General features: G+C 54.2%; 26 protein-coding genes. 13 read left to right on the top strand and 13 right to left on the bottom strand.

The features are described from left to right. Positions 1 to 19: 19 nt before the first annotated feature. Positions 20 to 1,819, bottom strand: a complete 1,800-nt coding sequence (locus tag QLG09_RS12095; RefSeq protein ID WP_282488931.1) for a recombinase family protein — start codon at positions 1,817 to 1,819, stop codon at positions 20 to 22. A 105-nt stretch (positions 1,820 to 1,924) separates the two neighbouring features. Here QLG09_RS12095 and QLG09_RS12090 point away from each other — a divergent pair, with 105 nt between their 5' ends. From QLG09_RS12090 to QLG09_RS12065, 6 genes are all read left to right on the top strand, one after another. After that, entirely contained in the window at positions 1,925 to 2,626 is a 702-nt protein-coding gene (locus tag QLG09_RS12090; RefSeq protein ID WP_014171569.1) for a YggS family pyridoxal phosphate-dependent enzyme, read from the top strand. Between the two features lie 21 nt (positions 2,627 to 2,647). Next, entirely contained in the window at positions 2,648 to 3,214 is a 567-nt protein-coding gene (locus QLG09_RS12085; RefSeq protein WP_014171570.1) for a YggT family protein, read from the top strand. Next, on the top strand, positions 3,211 to 3,507 hold the full coding sequence (yggU, locus tag QLG09_RS12080) for a DUF167 family protein YggU (protein WP_014885193.1): 297 nt from the start codon (positions 3,211 to 3,213) through the stop codon (positions 3,505 to 3,507). Before QLG09_RS12085 ends, yggU begins: the two co-directional genes overlap by 4 nt. A gap of 3 nt (positions 3,508 to 3,510) precedes the next feature. Beyond that, positions 3,511 to 4,104: an XTP/dITP diphosphatase gene (locus QLG09_RS12075; RefSeq protein ID WP_282488930.1), complete on the top strand. Its 594-nt coding sequence runs from the start codon at positions 3,511 to 3,513 to the stop codon at positions 4,102 to 4,104. Further along, entirely contained in the window at positions 4,097 to 5,239 is a 1,143-nt protein-coding gene (hemW, locus tag QLG09_RS12070; protein WP_282488929.1) for a radical SAM family heme chaperone HemW, read from the top strand. Before QLG09_RS12075 ends, hemW begins: the two co-directional genes overlap by 8 nt. A 63-nt stretch (positions 5,240 to 5,302) precedes the next feature. Continuing rightward, complete coding sequence (locus QLG09_RS12065) at positions 5,303 to 5,665, top strand: endonuclease domain-containing protein (protein ID WP_282488928.1); 363 nt, start codon at positions 5,303 to 5,305, stop codon at positions 5,663 to 5,665. Positions 5,666 to 5,726: 61 nt separating this feature from the next. Here QLG09_RS12065 and QLG09_RS12060 read toward each other — a convergent pair whose 3' ends face one another. Genes QLG09_RS12060 through trmB form a run of 3 tightly spaced genes read right to left on the bottom strand, consistent with a single transcriptional unit; the run spans position 5,727 to position 7,545 of the window. Continuing rightward, entirely contained in the window at positions 5,727 to 6,443 is a 717-nt protein-coding gene (locus QLG09_RS12060) for a DUF2884 domain-containing protein (RefSeq protein ID WP_282488927.1), read from the bottom strand. A 56-nt stretch (positions 6,444 to 6,499) separates the two neighbouring features. Further along, the gene (locus QLG09_RS12055; RefSeq protein ID WP_020883688.1) at positions 6,500 to 6,826 is read right to left on the bottom strand and encodes a YggL family protein; all 327 of its coding nucleotides are present in this window, start codon (positions 6,824 to 6,826) and stop codon (positions 6,500 to 6,502) included. Then, positions 6,826 to 7,545 (bottom strand): tRNA (guanosine(46)-N7)-methyltransferase TrmB, encoded by a 720-nt coding sequence (gene trmB, locus QLG09_RS12050; protein WP_020883687.1) that lies wholly within the window; start codon positions 7,543 to 7,545, stop codon positions 6,826 to 6,828. The genes QLG09_RS12055 and trmB overlap by 1 nt, the downstream gene beginning before the upstream one ends. Positions 7,546 to 7,689: 144 nt before the next feature. Here trmB and mutY point away from each other — a divergent pair, with 144 nt between their 5' ends. From mutY to QLG09_RS12030, 4 genes are all read left to right on the top strand, one after another. Beyond that, positions 7,690 to 8,742, top strand: coding sequence for an A/G-specific adenine glycosylase (gene mutY, locus QLG09_RS12045; protein ID WP_169809773.1), 1,053 nt, complete (start codon positions 7,690 to 7,692; stop codon positions 8,740 to 8,742). A gap of 26 nt (positions 8,743 to 8,768) precedes the next feature. Beyond that, on the top strand, positions 8,769 to 9,041 hold the full coding sequence (locus tag QLG09_RS12040; protein ID WP_219372413.1) for an oxidative damage protection protein: 273 nt from the start codon (positions 8,769 to 8,771) through the stop codon (positions 9,039 to 9,041). Between the two features lie 56 nt (positions 9,042 to 9,097). Then, entirely contained in the window at positions 9,098 to 10,174 is a 1,077-nt protein-coding gene (gene mltC / locus QLG09_RS12035; RefSeq protein ID WP_025203253.1) for a membrane-bound lytic murein transglycosylase MltC, read from the top strand. A 244-nt stretch (positions 10,175 to 10,418) separates the two neighbouring features. Beyond that, positions 10,419 to 11,675: a nucleoside permease gene (locus QLG09_RS12030; protein WP_020883685.1), complete on the top strand. Its 1,257-nt coding sequence runs from the start codon at positions 10,419 to 10,421 to the stop codon at positions 11,673 to 11,675. 18 nt (positions 11,676 to 11,693) lie between these two features. Here QLG09_RS12030 and citG read toward each other — a convergent pair whose 3' ends face one another. The 8 genes from citG to QLG09_RS11990 are packed head-to-tail and all read right to left on the bottom strand — an operon-like array spanning position 11,694 to position 19,011. After that, positions 11,694 to 12,503 carry a triphosphoribosyl-dephospho-CoA synthase CitG gene (gene citG / locus QLG09_RS12025; RefSeq protein ID WP_079231686.1) on the bottom strand — a complete coding sequence of 270 codons (810 nt, stop codon included), beginning with the start codon at positions 12,501 to 12,503 and terminating at the stop codon, positions 11,694 to 11,696. After that, positions 12,481 to 13,020 (bottom strand): citrate lyase holo-[acyl-carrier protein] synthase, encoded by a 540-nt coding sequence (citX, locus tag QLG09_RS12020; protein WP_282488954.1) that lies wholly within the window; start codon positions 13,018 to 13,020, stop codon positions 12,481 to 12,483. Before citX ends, citG begins: the two co-directional genes overlap by 23 nt. A 2-nt stretch (positions 13,021 to 13,022) precedes the next feature. Further along, complete coding sequence (gene citF / locus QLG09_RS12015) at positions 13,023 to 14,540, bottom strand: citrate lyase subunit alpha (RefSeq protein WP_282488926.1); 1,518 nt, start codon at positions 14,538 to 14,540, stop codon at positions 13,023 to 13,025. A gap of 10 nt (positions 14,541 to 14,550) precedes the next feature. After that, entirely contained in the window at positions 14,551 to 15,426 is an 876-nt protein-coding gene (gene citE / locus QLG09_RS12010; RefSeq protein ID WP_014171585.1) for a citrate (pro-3S)-lyase subunit beta, read from the bottom strand. Further along, positions 15,423 to 15,716: a citrate lyase acyl carrier protein gene (gene citD / locus QLG09_RS12005; protein WP_282488924.1), complete on the bottom strand. Its 294-nt coding sequence runs from the start codon at positions 15,714 to 15,716 to the stop codon at positions 15,423 to 15,425. The genes citE and citD overlap by 4 nt, the downstream gene beginning before the upstream one ends. A gap of 16 nt (positions 15,717 to 15,732) precedes the next feature. Next, positions 15,733 to 16,758 (bottom strand): [citrate (pro-3S)-lyase] ligase, encoded by a 1,026-nt coding sequence (citC, locus tag QLG09_RS12000; protein WP_282488923.1) that lies wholly within the window; start codon positions 16,756 to 16,758, stop codon positions 15,733 to 15,735. A 10-nt stretch (positions 16,759 to 16,768) separates the two neighbouring features. Beyond that, the gene (locus QLG09_RS11995; RefSeq protein ID WP_014171588.1) at positions 16,769 to 17,632 is read right to left on the bottom strand and encodes a fumarylacetoacetate hydrolase family protein; all 864 of its coding nucleotides are present in this window, start codon (positions 17,630 to 17,632) and stop codon (positions 16,769 to 16,771) included. Between the two features lie 17 nt (positions 17,633 to 17,649). Then, the gene (locus QLG09_RS11990) at positions 17,650 to 19,011 is read right to left on the bottom strand and encodes a 2-hydroxycarboxylate transporter family protein (protein ID WP_014171589.1); all 1,362 of its coding nucleotides are present in this window, start codon (positions 19,009 to 19,011) and stop codon (positions 17,650 to 17,652) included. A gap of 345 nt (positions 19,012 to 19,356) precedes the next feature. On the opposite strand from QLG09_RS11990, the gene QLG09_RS11985 reads away from it, so the two are divergent. Both QLG09_RS11985 and QLG09_RS11980 read left to right on the top strand, forming a co-directional pair. Beyond that, the gene (locus tag QLG09_RS11985; RefSeq protein ID WP_025203246.1) at positions 19,357 to 20,982 is read left to right on the top strand and encodes a sensor histidine kinase; all 1,626 of its coding nucleotides are present in this window, start codon (positions 19,357 to 19,359) and stop codon (positions 20,980 to 20,982) included. Next, positions 20,972 to 21,664: a response regulator gene (locus QLG09_RS11980; protein ID WP_014171591.1), complete on the top strand. Its 693-nt coding sequence runs from the start codon at positions 20,972 to 20,974 to the stop codon at positions 21,662 to 21,664. The genes QLG09_RS11985 and QLG09_RS11980 overlap by 11 nt, the downstream gene beginning before the upstream one ends. Before the next feature lie 49 nt (positions 21,665 to 21,713). Here QLG09_RS11980 and QLG09_RS11975 read toward each other — a convergent pair whose 3' ends face one another. After that, on the bottom strand, positions 21,714 to 23,849 hold the full coding sequence (locus QLG09_RS11975; protein WP_282488922.1) for an ornithine decarboxylase: 2,136 nt from the start codon (positions 23,847 to 23,849) through the stop codon (positions 21,714 to 21,716). 255 nt (positions 23,850 to 24,104) lie between these two features. On the opposite strand from QLG09_RS11975, the gene QLG09_RS11970 reads away from it, so the two are divergent. Next, positions 24,105 to 24,818, top strand: coding sequence for a DUF554 domain-containing protein (locus QLG09_RS11970; RefSeq protein ID WP_025203244.1), 714 nt, complete (start codon positions 24,105 to 24,107; stop codon positions 24,816 to 24,818). The last annotated feature ends 145 nt before the right edge of the window (positions 24,819 to 24,963 follow it).

The raw sequence follows: 24,963 nt of genomic DNA, 5'->3' as shown, positions 1-24,963 counted from the left end.
TTTAGGTTTAATCTAATTTTCACTCATTGCTCTTGTCAATGAATTTAATATGAGTAAAATTATTCACAAGAAACTCTTTAGCGTTATATGACTCGTCATCCGACACATAATCAACAAAATTCATCATATGTGCATAATCTTCCATCGTTGTTTTTGATACTGTAAATTCACATGATAAATTATCATACTCCATGACGAAAGAATTACATATGTACACCTTGTTTTCTTCATTGTATTCTATAGAAAAATTAACAACCATTTCTGAATTTTTATTGTTTATTACTAATACATGCTTGTCATTTAAGTTACGATATTTAATCTCAACAAGTATGAAATCACTAATGCGTTTATAACAAATACTATCTGCAATAGTAGTAATGCCTTTTTTAATCAAACTACGCTCAGAAACATTACTTACATCTGTAATACTATCCAAATCCACATTAAAATGTGGAATGAAATTATCCTCCACATGTGATTCAATCAGTTGAGTCAATTCATCTATGCGATCAGCAACATCCTCATATGATTTTAACGTTTGAGGACGTGGACGTTTACCTTCATTTTCACGTTCTTTGATTATAACTTGTAATTCCTCTTCTTCCGCCTTGCATAATTCTAATTCAGTGCGATAGCGTTCAATCTTGTTATCAACTGGAGCAGCTAATAAAGTGGCAATATCTAATCCTATCAAATGATTTAGTATCGCACGCTCAATCACTTCATATCGTATGTCACCTTGCGTACATGTTTTTAACTCATACCTATTTCTACAACGTAGAAACGTTTTATATGGAACGTATGTAACTACTCCATTGATTATTTTCTTCCTGGTGTTTTGAACTACTGACGTCTCGCCGCTACAAACGCCACATTTGATAACACCATTGAATAGATTCCTTAGAATGGATGTATCACCATATGTTATACGCGTGCGGCCTCTAATATTTTTAGATACACTCGTAAGCATGTTGTTTGCAATATGAAACTTATCCGTATCAATCGTAACTGGATAGAAGTCGGGTATCGTCTCTATTATTTCACGCTTCACACCTTTAATCTGCTTACTGTAACGAATGTGTTTACCTATCAAACGCTCATCGCGGATCAGTTTTGCAACGTATGAACCTCGCCAACTCGTATCACCATACTTCAATCCCATATCATTTAGTTCTTTTGCAATATATCCAGTACTCTGACCTGCAATATAACTATCAAAAGTAAAATCGATTACCTTTTGCATGTTGGGATCGATTGCATACTTACCATCGTTATCATACAACCAACGTGGCATCTGGCGGGTTAATACCTTCTTATTTGCAATCGATTCATTGAGGCGTTTTGTATAACCATGCTTTGCACGTTCAGATTTAATCACCGATTCGTTATTTGCTCGCATCAAATATATAGTACTCATGATTGCCCCGACAGGATCATCACTCCGTAATATCTGATTTTCTGCGACGCTGTGAATCTCAATACCAGCCCCAATAAGGGTAGATATTAATTGAGTTCCAACCCACGGATTTTGACGCGATAAACGGTCAACACTATAACAGACGAGAGCACTGCCAGCAGGAATTAACCCAGCGTTAACATCAGCAAGGAAGCGACCGAGTTCCCCCTCTTTAATGTTCCTGCCAGAGTATGCCGACAAACCTTCATCGCTCATCATCACCATTTTATCAATGTCAAACACGTCGCTTTTTTGTGTTATGTATCGCCTAACCTCTTCATCCTGTGTATCAAGCCCTCCACCGGTCCTTACTTGTTCCAGACTTGAGACGCGTAGATAGCCGTATGGTATGATTTTGCTCATAGGGTGTAGCGTTCCGTGTAGTGTATATAGGTCTACAATAGCAGACATTATGCTTTACACTAAGGGCCACAATTTCTTCCACATCCATACAATACTCCTCGGAAAATGAACGACATTGCGCACAACCTGGCACAGGTCCGGGACAAAATCTCAGCTGCAGCAACACGTTGCGGCCGTGCTTCAGAAGAAATTACGTTACTTGCAGTGAGTAAAACCAAGCCTGCGAGCGCCATCGCAGATGCGATTGAGGCGGGTCAGCATGCGTTTGGTGAAAACTACGTGCAGGAGGGCGTGGATAAAATTCGCTTCTTCCAGGAACAGGGGAAGACGGATCTGCAATGGCACTTTATTGGCCCCTTGCAGTCGAACAAAAGCCGTCTGGTCGCTGAACATTTCGACTGGTGCCATACCATTGACCGTTTGCGTATTGCTTCGCGCCTGAACGACCAGCGCCCTGAAGCGTTACCGCCGCTGAATGTGCTGATTCAGGTCAACATCAGTGACGAAAACAGCAAGTCCGGTATTGCGCTGGAAGAACTGGATGCGCTGGCAGCAGACGTCGCGGCACTGCCGCGCTTAACCCTGCGCGGGTTAATGGCCATCCCGGCACCGGAGTCAAGTTATGAAAGGCAGTTTGCCGTGGCACAGCAAATGGCTGTAGCATTTGAGGCGCTTAAAGCGCGCTATGAAACGGTAGACACGCTTTCTCTGGGCATGTCGGATGATATGGAAGCCGCCATCGCGGCAGGCAGCACCATGGTGCGCATCGGCACGGCAATTTTCGGTGCGCGCGATTACACCCAATAATAAGGAAACCTGAGGAACGCCATGAAGACGTTGACTTTCCTGCTTTCAACGGTCATTGAGCTGTATACGATGGCGCTGTTACTGCGCGTCTGGATGCAGTGGGCCCGCTGTGATTTTTACAATCCGTTCTCGCAGTTTGTCGTGAAAATCACGCAACCTATCGTAGGACCGCTGCGTCGCGTCATTCCGGCGATGGGCCCCATTGACAGTGCTTCTCTGCTGGTCGCGTTTATTCTGAGCGTTATCAAAGCGATTGTGCTGTTTATGGTTATCACCTTCCAGCCGATAATCTGGATTGCCGCCGTTCTGATTCTGATAAAAACCGTCGGTCTGCTGATCTTCTGGGTGCTGCTGGTCATGGCGATCATGAGCTGGGTAAGCCAGGGCCGTAGCCCGGTGGAGTACGCGTTAATTCAGCTGGCTGAGCCGCTGCTGCGTCCAATCCGTAACCTGCTTCCGTCTATGGGCGGCATCGATTTCTCTCCGATGATCCTGGTTCTGCTGCTGTACGTCGTGAATATGGGGATCGCTGAGCTGTTACAGTCCACGGGCGATATGCTGCTGCCGGGGCTGTGGATGGCGCTATGAGTGCAGTGAGCACCTGCGCTGACGGGCTGGTTTTACGGCTGTATATTCAGCCGAAAGCCAGCCGTGACAGTATTGTTGGACTGCATGGCGACGAGCTAAAAGTCGCCATCACTGCCCCACCGGTTGATGGCCAGGCGAATGCGCATCTGACCAAATATCTGGCAAAACAGTTTCGTGTCGCCAAAAGCCAGGTGATCATCGAGAAAGGTGAACTTGGGCGGCATAAACAGGTAAAAATTCTCAACCCGCAATCTATCCCGACGGAAGTCGCGGCGCTGACAGAGCAGGATTAAACCATGCAGAAAGTTGTTCTCGCTACCGGTAACGCCGGTAAAGTGCGCGAGCTGGCCTCGCTATTAAATGATTTTGGACTGGATGTTGTTGCACAGACCGAACTGGGTGTGGATTCCGCCGAAGAGACAGGGCTGACGTTTATCGAAAACGCGATCCTGAAAGCGCGCCATGCCGCACAGATTACCGGTTTGCCCGCGATTGCCGACGACTCCGGTCTGTCGGTAGATGCCCTTGGCGGTGCGCCGGGTATCTACTCCGCACGCTATTCAGGCGTCGATGCCACCGACCAGCAGAATCTGGAAAAGCTGCTTGTCGCGCTGAAAGACGTGCCAGATGATAAACGCCAGGCTCAGTTCCACTGCGTACTGGTCTATCTGCGTCATGCCGAAGACCCTACGCCAGTCGTCTGCCACGGCAGCTGGCCGGGTGTGATTACCCGTGAAGCGGCAGGCAGTGGTGGCTTTGGCTACGACCCGATTTTCTTTGTCCCGTCTGAGGGCAAAACCGCTGCGGAACTGTCCCGCGAAGAGAAAAGCGCGATTTCCCACCGTGGACGCGCCCTGAAACTGTTACTGGAAGCACTGCGTAATGGCTAATTTGCCGCCTCTGAGTCTTTATATTCACATCCCGTGGTGCGTGCAGAAATGCCCGTACTGCGATTTCAACTCGCACGCGCTGAAAGGTGAAGTGCCGCATGATGACTACGTTGCGCATCTGCTGGCCGACCTGGATGCCGATGTACCTTACGCACAGGGACGTGAAGTTAAGACCATTTTCATTGGTGGCGGTACGCCGAGCCTGCTTTCTGGCCCGGCGATGCAAACGCTGCTGGACGGCGTGCGTGCGCGCCTGAACCTGGTCGCGGATGCTGAAATAACAATGGAAGCCAACCCCGGCACCGTTGAAGCCGACCGTTTTGTCGATTATCAACGTGCAGGCGTAAACCGCATCTCGATCGGTGTCCAGAGCTTTAGCGAGCCGAAGCTGAAACGTCTGGGACGCATTCACGGCCCGGAAGAGGCAAAGCGCGCGGCAAACCTGGCCACTGGCTTAGGCCTACGCAGCTTTAACCTGGATTTGATGCACGGTCTGCCGGACCAGTCGCTGGAGGAAGCGCTGGACGATCTGCGTCAGGCGATCGCGCTTAACCCACCACATCTCTCATGGTATCAGCTGACTATTGAGCCAAACACGCTGTTTGGTTCCCGTCCGCCGGTGCTGCCGGATGATGACGCCCTGTGGGATATCTTTGAGCAAGGTCATCAGCTTTTGACCGCGGCAGGTTATCAGCAATACGAAACCTCCGCATACGCGAAGCCGGGTTACCAGTGTCAGCACAACCTGAACTACTGGCGCTTTGGTGATTATCTGGGGATTGGCTGTGGCGCGCACGGTAAAGTGACCTTCCCTGACGGGCGCATCCTGCGTACCGCCAAAACGCGTCATCCGCGTGGTTACATGGAAGGCCGCTACCTTGAACGTCAGCATGATGTTGAGGCGGCGGATAAACCGTTTGAGTTCTTTATGAACCGCTTCCGCTTGCTGGAACCCGCACCACGTGCGGAGTTTGCGCGTTATACCGGATTGCCGGAAGCCACGATTCGTCCGCAGATTGACGAGGCGCTGGCGCAGGGATATCTCACCGAGTGTGAGGATCACTGGCAGATCACCGAGCACGGCAAACTGTTTTTAAACTCCCTGCTTGAGTTGTTCCTCGCAGAAGATTCCTGAAGGCTGATTCAGGATTTTGCACCCCATTCTGCCGGCTGAGGAAAAGGCTGGCAGAGTGTGGGGATGGATATTACTCGTACTTATGCAAAACAGCTCAGACGGGAGCTGACAAAAGAAGAAAGACGGCTTTGGTATCTACTGCGCAGCCGCCGTTTCGAAAATTATAAATTTCGTCGACAACATCCTGTAGATCACTACATTCTGCATTTCGCCTGCTGTGCGGCTCATCTGGCTATTGAACTGGATGGCGGGCAACATGATGAAAAGCAGGAATACGATCGTCAAAGAACGTGCTGGCTTAACAAGAAAGGCTGGTATGTCATTCGATTTTGGAACAACGAACTCTGGAATAACGAAGAAGCGGTGTTAGAAAAGATCCTTGAAACATTGCAAATGCTGCAACCCTCACCCCGGCCCTCTCTCTAAAAGGGAGAGGGAGCAAACCATCCCCTCGCCCCTTTGGGGAGAGGGTTAGGGTGAGGGGAAATTACTTCAGCGTTCCCACCAGCGCCTTGCGGCTATCTTCCAGCGACACCACGCGTTTACAGACGTCTTTGCCGAACTGCTGGAAATCGTCTTCCTGGTTCTTCCACTCGTTCTGAATTGAGGTCTGCAGACCGCCCAGGCTACCGAGCACGCCCTGCAGTGGGTTACCGCCGCCTTTCAGCACCGCTTTAGCCCCCATCTCGTTAATGCTGTCCTGCAGGATGCCACCCATTGCCTGGTTCACCAGCTGCTGACCGTCGGCACGAACCTGATCGATTGCCTTGTAATGGAACGTCAGGCCGTCGGAGCGATGCTCAATAATGCGGTTCATCTGCTCTTTCAGCTGTTTGTCGAGCTTCGTCAGGCGGGTGCGCATGTTACTGCTCTCACCCACCTCTTTAGTGATGATCTTATCCAGCGCGACACGGCTCTTCTCTACGCGCGTCAGGGCACCTTCATCAATCCACGGCAGCGCGGTACGCAAATCGGCCTGGTAGTCTTTCGCCTGCTCACGCTGAGCGGGGGTCAGGTTGTACTTTTTACCGTTAAATGTGACGTTCCCGTCCGGCGTAATCACCAGATGACCGTTCTCGCCTTTGACCTGCACGGTTTGCGGGCTTAACACCACGTCATCACGCGGGGTGACGCTACATTTATACTCCGCATGAGCGGTGAATCCGGTTGCCATTAAGGCAACAGCCAGCAACGTTTTGCGCATCTTAAACACTCCCTCAGACAAAATGGGCCAGCTAATGCTGGCCCCTTACTGCTTAATTAGTCCCACCAAACGTCAAAAAGTTCGCTGACGCGGACATCTTCCAGTTTGTGGTCTTCAAGCCATTTGCGCACAAGCGCCTGATGTTCTTCGGTGCATTTACCGACTTCCTGGGTGCAGATCAGACCTTCCCATGCCAGGTAACCGCTACCATCAAAGGCCAGCTTGTTTGGCTCGATCACTTCATTAATGAACGCATCTACGTCCTGATCGATCTGGTCTACGCTGGTGCCTTCCGGGAAACGCCACGCAACGGAGAAGCCCACTTCCTGGAATTCTTCGATGTGCATTTTTTTACGCAGACGACGGCTACGATTCTTTGCCATTATTTCACCCTCTCGAACATTAAGTCCCATACGCCGTGACCAAGACGATGGCCACGCTGTTCAAATTTTGTCACCGGACGTGAATCCGGACGCGGTACATAGTCGTTGCTTGCAGACTGGTTTTTATACCCGTCCAGAGACGACATGACTTCCAGCATATGTTCCGCATAAGGTTCCCAGTCGGTCGCCATATGGAAGACACCGCCCAGTTTCAGCTTACTTTTTACCAGCTCAGCAAACGGCGCCTGAACGATACGGCGTTTATTATGCCGTGCTTTGTGCCACGGGTCAGGGAAAAAGAGCTGAACCATGGTCAAAGAATTGTCAGGAATCATTTTGTGCAGCACTTCAACCGCGTCGTGACACATAACGCGCAGGTTCTCAACGCCCTCTTCATGAGCCGTTGCCAGACATGCGCCTACGCCTGGTGAGTGCACCTCAATGCCGAGGAAATTTTGCTCCGGGCGCGCGTGGGCCATGGTAACCAGTGAAGACCCCATACCGAAGCCAATCTCCAGTGTTACCGGCGCGTCGCGACCAAACAGCTCGGTAAAGTCCAGAGGCTGCTCGCTGAACTCAACGCCCATCACCGGCCAGTAGTTGTCCAGCGCATGTTGCTGCCCTTTGGTCAGGCGACCCTGACGGCGGACAAAGCTGCGAATACGGCGCAGCGGGCGACCGTTTTCATCAAATTCCGGTGAAATGACGTCGTTTTTCATAAAAGAGTTGTCTGCTTGTGAGAATGTTCGGGAAACGGGCATTATCCAAAGTTAAGGCTTCTATGCAAGCATGGGAAAGATCCGGTTTACAGCAGATTGACGCTGTGCTGCAATCGGCGTCCCTGATTATGCGAATCGATGACCATGCAAGCCTCTCAATTTTCAGCCCAGGTGCTGGACTGGTACGACAAATACGGGCGTAAAACCCTGCCCTGGCAAATTGAAAAAACGCCTTACAAAGTATGGCTCTCCGAAGTGATGTTGCAACAAACGCAGGTCGCTACGGTGATTCCCTACTTCGAGCGCTTTATGGCACGTTTCCCAACGGTGACCGACCTGGCCAATGCGCCCTTAGACGAGGTGCTGCACCTGTGGACCGGTCTCGGTTACTACGCCCGTGCGCGCAATTTGCATAAAGCCGCGCAGCAGGTGGCGACCCGACACCACGGCACATTTCCGGAAACCTTCGATGAAGTGGCTGATTTGCCCGGCGTCGGACGTTCAACTGCTGGCGCAATCCTCTCCCTGTCTTTAGGTAAACATTTCCCGATCCTCGACGGCAACGTGAAGCGCGTCCTCGCACGATGCTATGCCGTTGACGGCTGGCCGGGAAAAAAAGAGGTCGAAAAACGGCTGTGGGAGATCAGCGAAGCGGTTACCCCGGCAAAAGGCGTGGAGCGCTTTAACCAGGCGATGATGGACCTGGGGGCCATGGTCTGCACGCGATCAAAACCGAAATGCGAACTTTGCCCGGTCAATAATCTCTGCGTGGCTTATGCGAACCACGCATGGGCGCAGTATCCGGGCAAAAAGCCAAAGCAGACGCTGCCAGAGCGCACCGGCTACATGCTGTTGATGCAGCATGGCGATGGCGTCTTTCTGGCGCAGCGGCCGCCGAGCGGCCTGTGGGGTGGTCTATACTGCTTCCCACAGTTTGAAGATGAAGAATTGTTACGGGAATGGCTTAAACAGCGCGGCATCGCTGCCGATAACCTGACGCAGCTGACCGCGTTTCGTCATACCTTTAGCCATTTCCATCTGGATATTGTACCGATGTGGCTTCCCGTGTCCTCAATCACTGCCTGCATGGATGAAGGAACGGCTCTCTGGTATAACTTAGCGCAACCGCCATCAGTCGGGCTGGCGGCTCCCGTGGAGCGCCTGTTACAGCAATTACGTGCCGGTGCAATGGTTTAGCATCAGCCACCAACAGAGGAATGAGTATGGCCAGAACTATTTTTTGTACTTTCCTGCAGCGTGACGCTGAAGGCCAGGATTTCCAGCTTTATCCGGGCGAACTGGGTAAGCGCATCTATAACGAAATTTCCAAAGAAGCCTGGGGACAGTGGCTGAAAAAACAGACCATGCTGATCAACGAGAAGAAACTCAGCATGATGAACCCGGAGCACCGCAAACTGCTTGAACAGGAGATGGTGAACTTCCTGTTCGAAGGCAAAGACGTCCACATCGAAGGCTATACGCCGCCGGAACAATAACAGCGTGCGGGGGCAACTCCGCCGTACAAGCAAACACAACACGCACTCCCGGAATGATGAAAAAATTTTTAGCGCTAGCCCTTGTTGCGCCGTTGCTTGTCTCTTGTTCTTCCAAAAAAGGCGATGATTACAACGAAGCCTGGATAAAGGACACCAACGGTTTTGACATTTTGATGGGGCAGTTTGCCCATAACATCGAAAATATATGGGGATTTAACGAAGTTCTTATTGCCGGACCTAAGGACTACGTTAAGTACACCGACGCCTATCAGACCCGTAGCCACATCAACTTTGATGAGGGGACTATCACGGTTGAAACCATCGCAGGCACCGAACCTGCCGCACGGTTACGTCAGGCGATCGTGAAAACCTTACTGATGGGTGATGATCCAGGCTCAATCGATCTCTACTCCGACGCCGATGACATCACCATCTCCAAAGAACCGTTCCTGTACGGCCAGGTTGTCGATCAGACCGGACAGGCCATTCGCTGGGAAGGGCGTGCCACAAAATTTGCCGATTATCTGCTGCAGACACGCCTGAAAAGCCGCTCTAACGGCCTGAAGATCATCTACAGCGTCACCATCAACCTCGTGCCGAACCACCTCGACAAACGTGCGCATAAGTACATTGGCATGGTACGTCAGGCCTCGCGTAAGTACGGCGTGGATGAGTCGCTTATCCTGGCGATCATGCAGACCGAATCGTCGTTTAACCCGTACGCGGTAAGCCGTTCCGACGCGCTGGGACTGATGCAGGTCGTGCAGCACAGCGCAGGTAAAGACGTCTTCCGCGCTCAGGGTAAATCCGGTACGCCGAGCCGCAGTTATCTGTTCGATCCGCAAAGCAACATTGATACCGGTACCGCCTACCTGGCGATGCTCAACAATGTCTACCTGGGCGGGATTGATAACCCGACATCACGTCGCTATGCGGTGATCACCGCGTATAACGGCGGAGCGGGCAGCGTCCTGCGCGTCTTCTCGAGTGACAAAGTGCAGGCGGCGAATATCATCAACAGTATGGCGCCGGGGGATGTCTATTCCACGCTCACCACCCGACACCCGTCTGCGGAATCGCGTCGTTATCTGTATAAAGTGAACACGGCGCAAAAAAACTACCGTCGACGCTAAACCCTTTACCCTGCCCTCTTCCTGTGGGAGAGGGCCAGGGTGAGGGCATCAGACCGCTCCCTCCCCGCCCCACCCATACGAAAATGTTATTTGCATCACAATCCAAACTGCAAATTAATGTGGATTGCATTTTTTTGCGGGAGGTAACAAAACATAACCTCTCCTGCTGATAGAATTGCATCAAATAACAACCCTGAATGTTCCTATAACAACATATCTCCCGCTCACTTGTGAGGAAAGTAACATGAACCTTAAGCTGCAGCTTAAAATATTGTCGTTTCTGCAGTTCTGCCTGTGGGGTAGCTGGCTGACTACACTCGGCTCCTATATGTTTGTGACGCTCAAGTTCGATGGTGCGTCTATCGGTGCCGTCTACAGCTCGCTCGGCATTGCGGCTGTCTTTATGCCAACGCTGCTGGGGATCGTGGCGGATAAATGGTTAAGTGCGAAATGGCTGTACATGCTTTGCCATCTGGTGGGTGCGGGGACGCTGTTTATGGCAGCCCAGGTCACCACGCCGGGGGCGATGTTCATGGTGATCCTGTTTAACTCGCTGGCCTACATGCCAACGCTTGGCCTGATCAACACCATCTCCTACTACCGCCTGAAATCTGCCGGTATGGAAATCGTCACCGATTTCCCGCCAATCCGTATCTGGGGCACCATCGGCTTTATCATGGCAATGTGGGGCGTGAGCTTCGCAGGCTTCGAACTGAGCCATATGCAGCTCTACATCGGGGCGGCACTCTCCGTGGTGCTGGCGCTGTTCACCCTGACCCTGCCGCATATTCCGGTGTCTAACCAGCAGAAAAACCAGAGCTGGAGCACCATGCTCGGTCTGGACGCCTTTGCGCTGTTTAAAAACAAACGCATGGCGATCTTCTTTATCTTCTCCATGCTGCTGGGTGCGGAACTGCAGATCACCAACATGTTCGGCAACACCTTCCTGCACAGCTTCGACAATAACCCGCTGTTCTCTGGCAGCTTTATCGTTGAACATGCGTCAGTGATGATGTCCATCTCTCAGATCTCTGAGACGCTGTTCATCCTGACCATCCCGTTCTTCCTGAGCCGCTACGGCATCAAGAACGTCATGCTGATCAGTATCGCTGCATGGATGTTGCGCTTCGGTCTGTTTGCCTACGGCGACCCAAGCCCGTTCGGTACCGTGCTGCTGGTTCTGTCGATGATTGTTTACGGCTGCGCCTTCGACTTCTTCAACATCTCTGGTTCGGTGTTTGTGGAAAAAGAGGTGAAACCTGAAATCCGCGCCAGTGCTCAGGGTATGTTCCTGATGATGACCAACGGCTTCGGCTGTATTCTGGGCGGTGTGGTGAGCGGTAAAGTGGTTGAGATGTACACCACTAACGGCATCACCAACTGGCAGCCCGTGTGGCTTATCTTCGCCGCGTACTCGTTGGTACTGTTCTTCGCGTTTATCGCACTGTTCAAGTACAAGCACGTACGCGAACCGCACGCTGCGCAGCCTATCGCGCATTAATGATGATCCCCTCTCCTTTCAGGAGAGGGGTAATTTCGCCAGCACCCATCCTACCGACAATAAATCCGCACTGCCCCCCGGGCTTAAATTCCGTTCAATGAGCGCATTGTCCATCTGTATTAATGCATCACGATCCCAGCCACGCGTCAGTAATGCCCGCGCATACCCCTGCACATAACGCAGCCCTTCCATACCACCGCGCGACACCAGGTTACTGTCCTGATTCATCGCCATCAGGCGCAGCAGCAGGTCATGCAGCGCGTGCCCGTTCCATTGCGCCAGCGCTGCACGCACCGTAGCAAAACCGCTTTCCGCTTCGCCCCGCGCGCCGGTTAACCCATACCGCTGAAACTGCCGCTCCCCTGCCGTCGCCTGTCCACTGCGCGCTGCCAGCTCACGCGCCACCAGCCCGCGACAGAGGTGACTCACCTCACTACAGAGGCTCTCAGCCGTGGCGTGTTTCACACGTCCGGCGGCAAAGCACAGCAAACCGAGGGCAAAAATGCCGCCTTTATGCGTGTTCACCCCGCACGTTGCAGCGTACATTGCCTGTTCACAGGCAATGCCCATCGGGCGAATGATCCGTAATTGTTCCGCCGCGGGTTTATCCGCATGGGTATGACCCAGTTCTGCAAAGCGCGCAAACCACGGGGTGATGGCCGCAATACTGCGGGCAAACAGCGCATGGTCCATATCGCGGTGTGCACCGTTGTTGAGCTTATCGACCAGACCCGGCTTGGGCGTCAACGTCAGCTCCTGCCATAACGCCTCTTCGGCGAGCCCTGGCACATCGCATGGCTGCGGGTTAGTCGCGAGCAAACCAGTCATCGATCCTCTTCTCCACGCGAGCCACCACCTGCTCTACAGGATGCTTACGCGAACGGGAACAGGCGTGGGCAGGCTCATCACATACCAGACAGCGCCGGAGGTGTGCCCCTAAAGACTGGCGCCCCACATGCCCCTGTACCGGGCAGATCACATCCAAATCCCACAGCCTGCCGAGCGGGTGAGTCTGCTCCAGATCCGTACAGTGCGCTTTGATTTCCGCCGCCGGATGCGCCACGCACCAGATTGCTTCTGGCCCGGTGGGCAGCCACAGCACCTGGCGGTCCAGCACCTGCCAGCGGTTTTCCCACAGCAGCTGGTCGCACATCTGCAATGCCACGCCCATCGTATTGCGATAGCGCAGGCTGTCTTTGATCTCCCCGGGGGTAACGAGCGTGAGAGAAATCACCGGTTGTTGATAGTGCGTGAGCCAGTCAGTCTGGCGTGCTGCACGGCGCTCTTTCGCCGCCAGCAGCTCCTCCAGGCTGACACCCGCCCGCACGGGTGTCGCTACAGTCATCATTACTCCTTCACCTGTCGAACGGTGTCGATGACGCTGCCGTCGCGGTAGCGGATCACACCGACGATTTTGTCGGTAAACTCAATGGGTTTTGGTACGCCGGTCAGTGATATCGCCCGCTCGAAAAGCGCGTTGATATCGACAACGTTGAGACCTGCGGCAAGCAGTCGTTCGCGGATTTCCGGGCGTGCCGGGTTAACCGCGATGCCGTGATCGGTAACCAGCACGTCGATGCTCTCCCCGGGCGTCAGCCGGGTGGTCACCCGCTTCACGACGGTTGGAATACGGCTACGCAGCAGGGGGGCGACCACGATGGTCAGGTTCGCCGCCGCGGCCACATCACAATGTCCGCCGGATGCCCCACGCATTACGCCGTCAGAGCCGGTAATAACATTGACGTTAAAATCGACGTCAATTTCCAGGGCGCTGAGGATCACCACATCAAGCTGGTCGCAGCTTGCTGCCTTGCTGCCGGGGTTGGCATAAACGTTGGTGGAGATCTCCACATGATTCGGATTTCGTACCAGCGAGGCCGCAGCCTGGCCGTCGAAACACTGGGTATCGAGCAGCTTTTCGATCAGGCCTTTCTCGTGCAGATCCACCAGGCTGCCGGTAATGCCCCCGAGCGCGAAGCGCGCCTTCACGCCGCTGCGCTCCATTTTCTCCTCCATAAAGCGGGTACAGGCGGTAGCCGCCGCACCGGAGCCGGTCTGCATGGAAAAACCGGGTTTGAAATAGCCTGAATGTTCAATCACATCCGCCGCGTAGCGGGCAATCATCAGCTCACGCGGATTACTGGTCACGCGAGCCGCACCGACGCTGATTTTCGCCGGGTCACCCACGCTCTCCACCTGCACAATGTAATCCACCTGATCCTGCACCAGGCTGGCGGGCATATTCGGGAACGGCACCAGCGCTTCGGTCAGCAGCACCACCTTACGGGCGAAATGCGCATCCACCATTGCATAGCCAAGCGAGCCGCAGCACGATTTCCCGTGCGTGCCGTTGGCGTTGCCAAATTCATCGCTGCACGGCACGCCAAGAAACGCCACGTCGATATTCAGCTCACCGTCCTGCAACAGCTTCACGCGCCCGCCGTGGGAGTGAATTTGTACCGGCTCGGCCATCAACCCGTGTGAGATAGCGTCCGCCAGCTTGCCCCGCATACCGGAGGTATAAATCCGGGTGATAACGCCGCTTTCGATGTGTTCGATCAGCGCGTCGTTACAGGTCATCAGCGAGCTGGAAGCCAGCGTCAGGTTTTTAAAGCCCATACGCGCAAGCAGCGCCACGACGGTATTGATCACCCGGTCGCCTTCGCGAAACGCGTGGTGGAAGGAGACGGTCATCCCGTCCTGTAACCCGCTGCGTAACACCGCCTCTTCGACCGAAGCACAGAGCTTACGGGTGTGTTTTTCGTCAGGGCTGTTCAGCCATGGCGTTGCGCTGTGGGCGGCATCAAACGGTTTTAAGTCCCGCAGACGGGGGAAATTCACATGGAGAAGTTCTGTCTGATTCATTGTGTAATCCTTAACGACGCACGCCGGAGGCCGCCGCGCGTTCCAGCACCATCTGCGCGTGGTTAATAATAGGGGCATCGACCATTTTGCCGTTGAGCGACACGACGCCCAGGCCGTTACGCTCCCCCTCTTCTGCCGCTTCAATCACCCGTTTCGCGTGATCCACTTCCTGCTGGGTTGGGGCATAGGCGTTATGTAACAGGTCAATCTGACGTGGGTTAATCAGCGATTTACCGTTAAAGCCCATCTTGCGGATCAAATCGACCTCGCGCAGGAAGCCGGCTTCATCGTTAACGTCCGACCACACCACGTCGAAAGCGTCGATACCCGCGGCGCGGGCGGCGTGCAGCACGGCACAGCGGGCATAAAACAGCTCAGTGCCATCCCCGCGTTCCGTCTGCATGTCCATCACATAATCAAAGGCGGCCAGCGCGATCCCGATTAAGCGCGGAGAACTGCGGGCAATGGCCACGGCGTTAATCACCCCAATCGCCGATTCAATAGCCGCCATGACGCGGGTCGAGCCCGGCTCGCGCCCGCATTCACGCTCAATACGCGCCAGATGCCCTTCCAGCTCATCGATATCCTCTGGGGTGTCGGTTTTCGGCAATCGAATCACGTCCACCCCTGCCCGCACGGCGGCTTCCAGATCCAGCAAGCCAAACGGCGTGCTCAGCGGGTTAATGCGCACCACGGTTTCGATATCCTGATACATCGGGTGCTGCAGGGCATGAAACACCAGCATGCGCGCGGTATCCTTCTCGCGCAGGGCGACGGCGTCTTCAAGGTCAAACATGATGGAGTCCGGGCGGTAGATAAATGCCGTAGAGAGCATGGCGGCGTTTGCGCCCGGCAGGAACAGCATACTGCGGCGGAGTTTGCTCATTTCAGCGCCCCCCAGTTGGGTGTCGGCTCATCGGCTGCGCGCAGGAGCGCGCTTTGCAGGCGGGCGCGGATCACACAGTCCAGCGCCCCTTTATCTTCAACAATAATTAATCCCTGGTGCACGTTCATGGCGCGCAATGTGTCGTTAACGACCTGGCGAATATGTTCGCCAAACTGCTTAATCACTTCACTGTGGATGATAATTTCCAGCTCACCCTGAGCGGGGGCAATTTTTACCATCAGGTCGCTGGACTCCTGCGTACCGGCCAGCGACTCCCTTACAATTTTCATGATAAATTCCTGATAGTTATGCGACTTCCGCACTCGCACGGTAATGCGTTTCGAGGTGCGCGAAGGTGGAGTCCGGGACAATCTCCCGGATCCGGGAAAACTGCTGTGTCTTAAGCAAGCGGCGGACTTCCGATGCGGAAATAGCGTTGCCGGTGACCTTGATGCGCGGCATTTCCACCACGTCAATCTGTGAGTCCAACAGGTCGTGCAGGGTCTGGTTGTACTGACGGGTGATATCGCAAAACGGCTCCGAGCCGATAAAGCGATGCGTAATACCCAGCGCCGGGGCGATAAAGTCCCGAAAGATCAGCACATCAATTTCGCTCCACGCCTGCTGCACTTTGCCGGTCTCTTTCAGGAAGTAGGCCGGGAACGTGGCGCGGGAGATGATGTACTGCGATCCTTCATGCACAATCACGTTCGGCAGATGCGCCACGCCCGCCCGTACCATCTCTAGCCGGGCGCTGAACGGGAAGAACGAGGCATCCTCGCGCACCACAAACAGATGCAGCGCATCGCACTGCCCCGCGGCCTGCTCGACCAGATGCCGGTGGCCGAGGGTAAACGGATTCGCATTCATCACGATCGCGCCAATCTTCTTCCCGGCCTTGCGCTGGCACTTGAGCGCGCGGCAGTAACGCTGGATCCCCTGCGGGGTGTTCTCCATCAGCACCGCGTTGTTCCCGCTCTGGGCAATCGGCCAGAAGCCGCTGCGGCCAAAGCGCTCCTTGTTGCACGGACGGGTGCAGAGGAAGAGGTGAAAATGGCCGCGCTCCAGCGCCGCATTTTCCACCTCTGCCAGCAACCGTGCGCTGAGGTTCTCCCCACGAAGCTGCTCGTTTACCGCCACGCACTTGATGACGTTAGCGGCAAGCCCGGCACAACCCACCAGCTGCGTGCCGGACCAGGCTTCGACAAACAGCGTGATGTCGTTGTCCAGGCCAAGGCCGCTGTCTGCCAGCAGGTAACGGATCTGGCTTAAGCGTTCCGGGTGTTTCGCCACAAGGGTGTGGCGAAAATCGATAGTGGGTTGACTGTTCATGCCGTTTTACTCAGTGTGCTGCCGCAAGCCCGGTGGCGGGCGCTTCCATGATCACATTGCTCAGATGACCGATATGCTCGATCTCCACCTCAATGCGATCGCCCTCTTTCATGAACAGCGGCGGGTTGCGCTTTTTGCCCACGCCGCCAGGGGAGCCGGTGATGATCACATCGCCCGGGCTGAGGCGGGTAAAGGTGCTGATGTATTCGATAAGCTCCGCGACCTTGTGGATCATGCTGCTGGTGTTGTCTTCCTGCACCATACGGCCGTTAAGCCAGGTGCGGATCGCCAGCTGGTGCGGGTCCGGGATCTCATCAGCCGTCGCCATCCACGGGCCAAACGCTCCGGTCTGACGCCAGTTCTTGCCTGCCGTAAACCAGGTGTGCTGCCAGTCGCGGGCGGAGCCGTCCATATAGCAGCTGTAACCTGCCACATGGCGCAGCGCCTCATCACGGCTGATGTTCTCTCCGGCTTTGCCGATAATGACCGCCAGCTCTCCTTCGTAGTCGAATTCACTGGAGTGACGCGGCTTCAGCACCGGTTCGTTATGGCCGGTCTGCGAATCCGGGAAGCGGACAAACAGCGTCGGCGCCGGGTTGTGCTGGTCAAACTCTTTGCGTTTGTCGGCGTAGTTCATGCCCACGCAGAGGATTTTTTCCGGCTGCTCAATCACCGGTAAGAAGGTGATGGCATTCAGAGGGACATCCACGGCGTCGTTGAGATAACGGGTGGCCTCGGCCAGCCCGTTGCCCTGCAGCAGCGCTTTGAGGTCGCTGTAGCGGTCGCCGAGACGGCGACCTAAATCAATCACACCTTCGGCCTGAACGATGCCGTAGCTGCGTGTTCCCTGGTATAAAAAGCTTGCGAGTTTCATTGTTCTTTCCTGAAAACTTAAACGAGGAAGTTGCCCAGTATCAGCAGAGAGATGGAGACGTTAATCGCGCCGCCAATACGGGTTGCAATCTGGGCGAAGGGCATCAGGCTCATACGGTTGCCTGCAGTCAGAATCGCCACGTCACCGGTACCGCCCTGGCCGCTCTGGCAGCAGGAGACGATGGCGACATCAATCGGGTGCATGCCAATCTTTTTGCCCACGAAGAAACCGGTCGCCACCAGCGCGGAGACGGTGCTGACAATCACCAGCAGGTTGGTCAGCGTGAATGCGGCGACCAGCTCATGCCAGGGGGTAATGGCCACGCCCACGGCGAAGAGAATGGGGTAAGTTACTGACGTCTGGAAGAATTTGTACACCACCTGAGAGCCTTCCAGCAGACGCGGAGAGGCGCCATTGCAGAGCTTGACCAGCACCGCCATAAACAGCATGCCAACCGGTGCGGGCAGGCCAATCAGCTTGTGACCGAGCATCCCCAGCATGTAGAGCAGAACGGCCAGCAGTGCGCCAGAAGCGATCGTGGTGACGTCTGCTTTACCGGAGAACGCAGGCTGTGCGGTGGTTTCATCGGTATTCGCACGGTTAGGCATCAGCTGGCCTTCGCCGGTCAGGTGCGGGTAACGTTTACCGAGCTGATTGAGGCAACCGGAGATGATGATTGCCGTCAGGCCGCCGAGCATAACCATAGGCAGAACGCGACCGAGCGCCACGCCCTGGTCCATATGCAGCAGGGTGGCATAGCCGATGGAGAGTGGGATCGCCCCTTCCCCAACACCGCCCGCCATGATCGGCAGAATGATAAAGAAGAAGATCTGGAATGGCTCAAGGCCCAGCGCTATCCCTACGCCCATGCCAACAATCATGCCGACAATTTCGCCGCACAGCATCGGGAAGAAGATGCGCAGGAAGCCCTGAATCAGCACGGTGCGGTTCATGCTCATGATGCTGCCGACAATGATGCAGCAGATGTAGAGATACAGAATGTTGGTGGATTTGTAGAACTTCGTGGTGGACTCCACCACCACATCCGGCAGCAGACCGTAATAGACCAGTGCCGAAGGAATAAAGGTGGCGCAAATCGCCGCCGCACCGAGTTTACCGACAATCGGCAGGCGCTTGCCAAACTCACCGCAGGCAAAACCGAAGAACGCGAGCGTGGCGACCATCACCACGATATCGCTGGGCAGTTTGCCGCCGAGGCAATCAATGGCAATCAGCGCGCCAGCCAGGACAAACAGTGGCAGAGGGATAATTCCGATTTTCCACGTATCCATAATATGCCACCAGCGCTCTTTGAGTGATGGTCGCTGAATATCAATCGGGTCGTGGGTAACAGAGAAAGAATCGTCAGTTGTGCTCATAATAAGCCCCTTAGTTATTTTGTGCGTTCAGCTTAGAGTCACAAAGGCTTACTTTATGTGAGGAATGGCATATTAAAAGCGAAGTTTTTATGGCAGCTATGGTTTTAATGGTTTCTTTTATTTAATGTGATTTACGCCTTATTTATTGCCGTGGTTTTTATGGTTTCTTTTCTAAAATGAACAATCAAATAACATTTCTCCAGACGGCTTCAGCCGCATAGACTATTCGGAAAATTCTTTTACAGGGCCTGCTGTGCAAGGGATCACAAGTTTTCGGCAAACCGGGTATCCGCGCGAAAAAAGATGATATATTGGCAATCTTTGCTGCTACCTCGCGTGATAGTTATGAAAGTATCGTTTCAGATTAAGCTGTTTATTTCGCTGGTCGCCTTTTTCTCAGTACTTTTTGCGTTACTGGGCGGATATTATTACGTCGATGTCGGCAAGCAGCTTTATCAGGAAATGAGTGCACGTGCCAAAATACAGGCGGAAGAGATCGCACTTATTCCCTCATTACGTGATGAGGTTGAACAAAAAGATATCAAAGCCATCCATGATTTTATGCAGAAAATTGCCGCTCACAGTGATGCCAGCTTTATTGTGATTGGAGATAATAAAGGTCTGCATCTTTTTCATTCGGTCTTTGCCGACAGAGTGGGCAAGACGCTTATCGGTGGAGACAATGAGGAGGTCCTGCAGGGAAAAAGCACCACCACCATCCGCAAAGGGGGGTTGGGTATTTCGCTGCGCAGCAAAGCGCCCATCTTCAACGATGCGGGGCAAGTGGTGGGGATTGTCTCGGTGGGTTATCTCACCAGCTACCTTGATACCATTACCGTCAGCAAAGTGGTCAATATCCTGCTGGCCGCCGTGCTGCTGTTGATTGCGCTCTTTATCTTCTCCTGGTTCTTTACCCGCAGTATCAAGAAGCAGATCTTCTCCCTGGAGCCACGGGAAATCGGCCTGCTGGTGCGCCAGCAAAAGGCGATGATGGAGTCTATCTATGAAGGGGTGATCGCCATTGATGATGAGCTGCGCATTGAGGTGATCAACCAGGCGGCGCGCAAGCTGCTTGGCCTGAGCCAGCCAGCCCGTGAACTGCGCGGGCAGCTGATTAGCCAGGTTATCGACCCTGTCCCGTTCTTCTCGACGCAGACGATGCTGGCGAAAGATACCCATGATGAAATTTGCCGTTTTAACACCCTCACGGTGATTGCCAGCCGGGTGCGCATCATGCTTGAGGATTCGCTGCAGGGCTGGGTGATCACCTTCCGCGATCGGAATGAAATTGACTCGCTTAGCGCCCAGCTCAGCCAGGTTAAACGCTATGTCGATAACCTGCGCATCATGCGTCATGAGCAGTTGAACCGCATGACCACTCTATCCGGCCTGCTGCACATGGGCCGCTATGAAGAGGCGATTGGCTATATTCAGGCGCAGTCGGAACACGCTCAGGAGCTGCTGGACTTTATCTCTTCCCGCTTCAGCTCCCCGACCCTGTGTGGCCTGCTGCTGGGTAAAGCCGCCCGCGCGCGGGAGAAAGGGGTCGAGCTCAGTTTTGACCCGGCCTGCCGGCTGGACAGGCCGTTCCCGTCGCTGGCTGAAGAAGAGCTGATCTCAATCATCGGCAACCTGCTGGATAACGCCATCGAAGCGACGCAGCGCTCACCGCTTCCCCATGCACCGGTCGAAGTGCTGATCAAACTGAGCGAGCAGGAGCTGATTATCGAAGTGGCCGACCAGGGCGTTGGCATCAAACCGGAGATCCGTGACAGGATATTTGAACGCGGCATCACCACCAAAACACGCGGCGATCACGGGATTGGCCTGTATCTGATCGAAAGCTATGTTACGCAGGCTGGCGGCGCGATAGAAATTGCCGATAACACCCCGCGCGGCGCCATTTTCTCACTGTTTATTCCCGCCCGGCGTCCCGCCCAGCAACTGGAAGATACCGACTATGCAACATGAACTTATCGACGTATTGATTGTTGAAGACGAGAACGAACTGGCGCAACTGCACGCGGAACTTATCGGTAAACATCCGCGCCTGAGGCTGGTAGGGATCGCCTCGTCTCTCGCTGCCGCCCAGGTCCAGCTTGAAAGCAAGCAGCCGCAGCTTATGCTGCTGGATAACTATTTGCCGGACGGTAAAGGGATCACACTGATCAATGACCCCATGCTCACCCGCGCCAACTGTTCGGTGATTTTCATTACTGCTGCCAGCGACATGGACACCTGCAGCCAGGCCATCCGGAATGGCGCCTTTGATTACATCCTGAAGCCGGTCTCCTGGAAACGCCTCAGCCAGTCGCTTGAACGCTTTGTGCAGTTTGCCGAACAACAGCGGGTCTGGAAGATTGTCGACCAGCAGAACGTCGACTCGCTCTACCAGCTGCAGGCGAAAAACTACCGTCTGGATAACGGCAGCAAAGGCATTGAGGAGAATACGCTGGCACGGGTACAGGCGTTGTTTAACGACAAGGCGACACACTGTTTTTCCGTCGACGAAGTCGTGCAGGAGACAGGATTAAGTAAAACCACCACCCGACGCTATCTGGAGCACTGCGTGGAGGCGGGGTTTCTGAGCGTAGAGATGTTGTACGGAAAGATTGGGCATCCGCGGAGGATGTATAAGAGAAGTGCGGTGTGAGCCCTGACCCTCTCTTTGGGGAGAGGGCCGGGATTACGGATGACGGCGGCTATGACAAAACATACCCGTACAGTCGCTTAATCCCGTCGGGATCCTTTTCGCTGTAAACGCCCTGCAGTTCCGGCGAGAAGCCTGGCAGCAGGTTGATGCCCTCCTCCAGCGCCAGGAAGTAACGCTGTACCGCCCCACCCCAGATTTCACCCGGCACCACGCACAGTACGCCAGGGGGATACGGCAGCGCGCCCTCGGCGGCAATGCGTCCGCCGGCATCACGGATGCGCACCAACTCCACCTTCCCGCGAATATACGCCTGATTCGCATCCTGGGGATTCATCGCCCGTTCTGGCAGACTCTCTTTACGGAACATTGCCTTCTGCAAATCTTTCACGTCAAAGCTCACGTAGAGATCGTGCATCTCCTGGCAGAGCTGGCGAAGGGTGTAATCGCGATAACGTACCGGGTATTTCTGGTAGATGGTCGGCAGGACGTCAGCAAGCGGCGTATCGTCTTCAATATGCTGTTCAAACTGACCCAGCATCGCCACCAGCTGCCCCAGCTTCTCACTGCTTTCGGCAGGCGTCAGCAGGAAGAGGATCGAGTTGAGATCGCACTTCTCCGGCACAATGCCGTTTTCACGCAGGTAGTGCGCAAGAATGGTCGCCGGAATGCCGAACTCGGTATATTCCCCGGTTTCCGCATCAATACCCGGCGTGGTCAGCAGCAGCTTGCACGGATCGACGAAATACTGCTCGCTGGCATAGCCTTCAAACCCGTGCCATTTAGCCCCTGGCTCAAAGCTGAAGAAGCGGCGCTCGCTGGCGATGGCGTGAGTGGGATGATCCTGCCACGGACGCCCGGCCACCATCGGCGGAATAAACGGTTTGATCATATGGCAGTTGGCAATGATCGCCTTGCGGGCCTCAATGCCCAGCTCAACACACTCCGCCCAAAGCCGGCGCCCGCTCTCCCCTTCATGGATTTTCGCGTTCACATCAAGAGCCGCGAACAGCGGATAGAACGGACTGGTCGAGGCATGGAGCATGAACGCATTGTTGAGGCGCTTGTGCGGACAGAAACGCGCCTGGCCGCGAATGTGATTATCCTTTTTATGGATCTGCGAAGTCTGCGAGAACCCGGCCTGCTGTTTATGCACCGACTGCGTCACGAAAATGCCCGGATCGTTCTCGTTCAGATCCAGTAACAGCGGAGAGGTTTCCGCCATCATCGGAATAAACTGCTCGTAGCCCACCCAGGCCGAATCAAACAGGATGTAGTCACAAAGATGGCCGATCTTGTCGATCACCTGACGGGCGTTGTAGATCGTGCCATCGTAGGTACCAAGCTGAATGATCGCCAGACGAAACGGGCGTTTCTCCATGGCCTTTTCCGGCGCAACTTCACGGATCTGATTTCGCAGGTACGCGTCGTCAAAGCACTGCGCGTCAATCCCGCCAATAAAACCAAACGGGTTACGCGCCGCTTCGAGATAAACCGGCGTGGCTCCCGCCTGGATCAGCGCACCGTGGTGGTTGGACTTATGGTTGTTACGATCGAACAGCACCAGGTCGCCGCGGGTCAGCAGCGCATTGGTGACCACCTTATTTGCAGCGGAGGTGCCGTTCAGTACGAAGTAGGTTTTATCAGCATTAAAGACTTTTGCTGCGAACTTCTGGGCATGCTTGGCGGAGCCTTCGTGGATCAGCAGATCGCCCAGTTTCACATCGGCATTGCACATATCGGCGCGAAATACGTTCTCACCGAAGAATTCATAGAACTGCCGTCCCGCAGGGTGTTTTTTAAAAAATGCACCGTGCTGGTGTCCCGGACAGGCAAATGTACTGTTGCCCATCGCCACGTACTGGCTCAGGGTGTCAAAAAATGGCGGCAACAGATTCTCTTCATACCGGCTGGCCGCCGTCTCCAGTTCCAGAAACTCCTGAGCTTTACCTGATATCACTGCCGTTGCGCCATCAGGAACGTCAGACGGCTCTTGCGAGTAAATAAACACCGGAAGCTGGAAGCCCGTGCGTTTAAGCAATGCCAGAATGCCGCTGCAACTTTCCACGGGGGTAATGACGACTGCCGCCACATCCGTAAAATCAGTGTTATCCAGCGTCACCTTTTCGCGGTGCGTAGACACAGTAGAGACCAGCTCGCGGCTGACGGCGATTTTCATGGTTTTCATAAGTGCAGTTACCCTCACCGAACGGTGAGACAGGAGTAGATAATATCGATATGGGTGAGCGTTCGCGCAGCGACAGACAACATCATCATTGGCGGCTCCGTACACAGGAAGGAGAAATTTCGCGCAATCATGTCACCTTTTATTTTGAGGTGCAAGAAGCAATCAGTATGCGTTAACCCGCCTAAACCTAAGCTTAACAGGCCCCTGGCGTGTCATAATCCTGCAATACCCATGATTAACTAACAGGAGTTCACGGTGGTTATCGGACCCTTTATAAATGCCGGTGCCGTATTGCTGGGCGGCGTACTTGGCGCCGTATTAAGTCAGCGGTTGCCGGAGCGTATTCGCTCTTCCATGCCCTCAATATTCGGCCTGGCCTCGTTAGGTATCGGCATTTTGCTGGTGATTAAGTGCGCCAACCTGCCGGTGATGGTGCTTGCTACCCTGCTCGGCGCGCTCATTGGCGAGTTCTGCTATCTGGAAAAGGGTATTAACAATGCGGTCAGCAAAGCCAAAAACCTGATTGCCCACCCGGGCAAGGCGAAAAACGGCACTCACGAGTCGTTTATTCAGAACTACGTCGCGATAATTATTCTTTTTTGCGCCAGCGGCACAGGCATTTTCGGTTCAATGCAGGAAGGCATGACTGGCGACCCCAGCATATTGATTGCGAAGGCGTTTCTTGATTTCTTCACGGCCACCATTTTCGCCACGACCCTTGGCATCGCCGTCGCCGCGATTTGCGTGCCCATGCTGCTTATCCAGCTGGCCCTCGCTACCTGCGCCACACTGATCCTTCCTCTCACCACGCCGGCGATGATGGCCGACTTCACCGCCGTCGGTGGCCTGCTGCTGCTGGCGACAGGGCTGCGGATATGCGGAATTAAGATGTTTGCGGTGGTGAATATGCTGCCCGCGCTGTTGATTGCAATGCCGCTATCTGCGCTCTGGACGCACTTTTTTGCTTAAGTTTACGGCGAACTGGTGAGAGAGTGTGCAGTCCGTTACGAAAACAACAAATTTCGTTGACGGCAGAGGGCATATCAGGTTTAATGCGCCCCGTTGCCCGGATAGCTCAGTCGGTAGAGCAGGGGATTGAAAATCCCCGTGTCCT

This window comes from Enterobacter sp. V89_11, assembly GCF_029967775.1.
Lineage (GTDB): Bacteria > Pseudomonadota > Gammaproteobacteria > Enterobacterales > Enterobacteriaceae > Enterobacter > Enterobacter ludwigii.
Note: the sequence above shows the minus strand (reverse complement) of the source record. Positions and strands in the feature narration are given on the sequence as shown.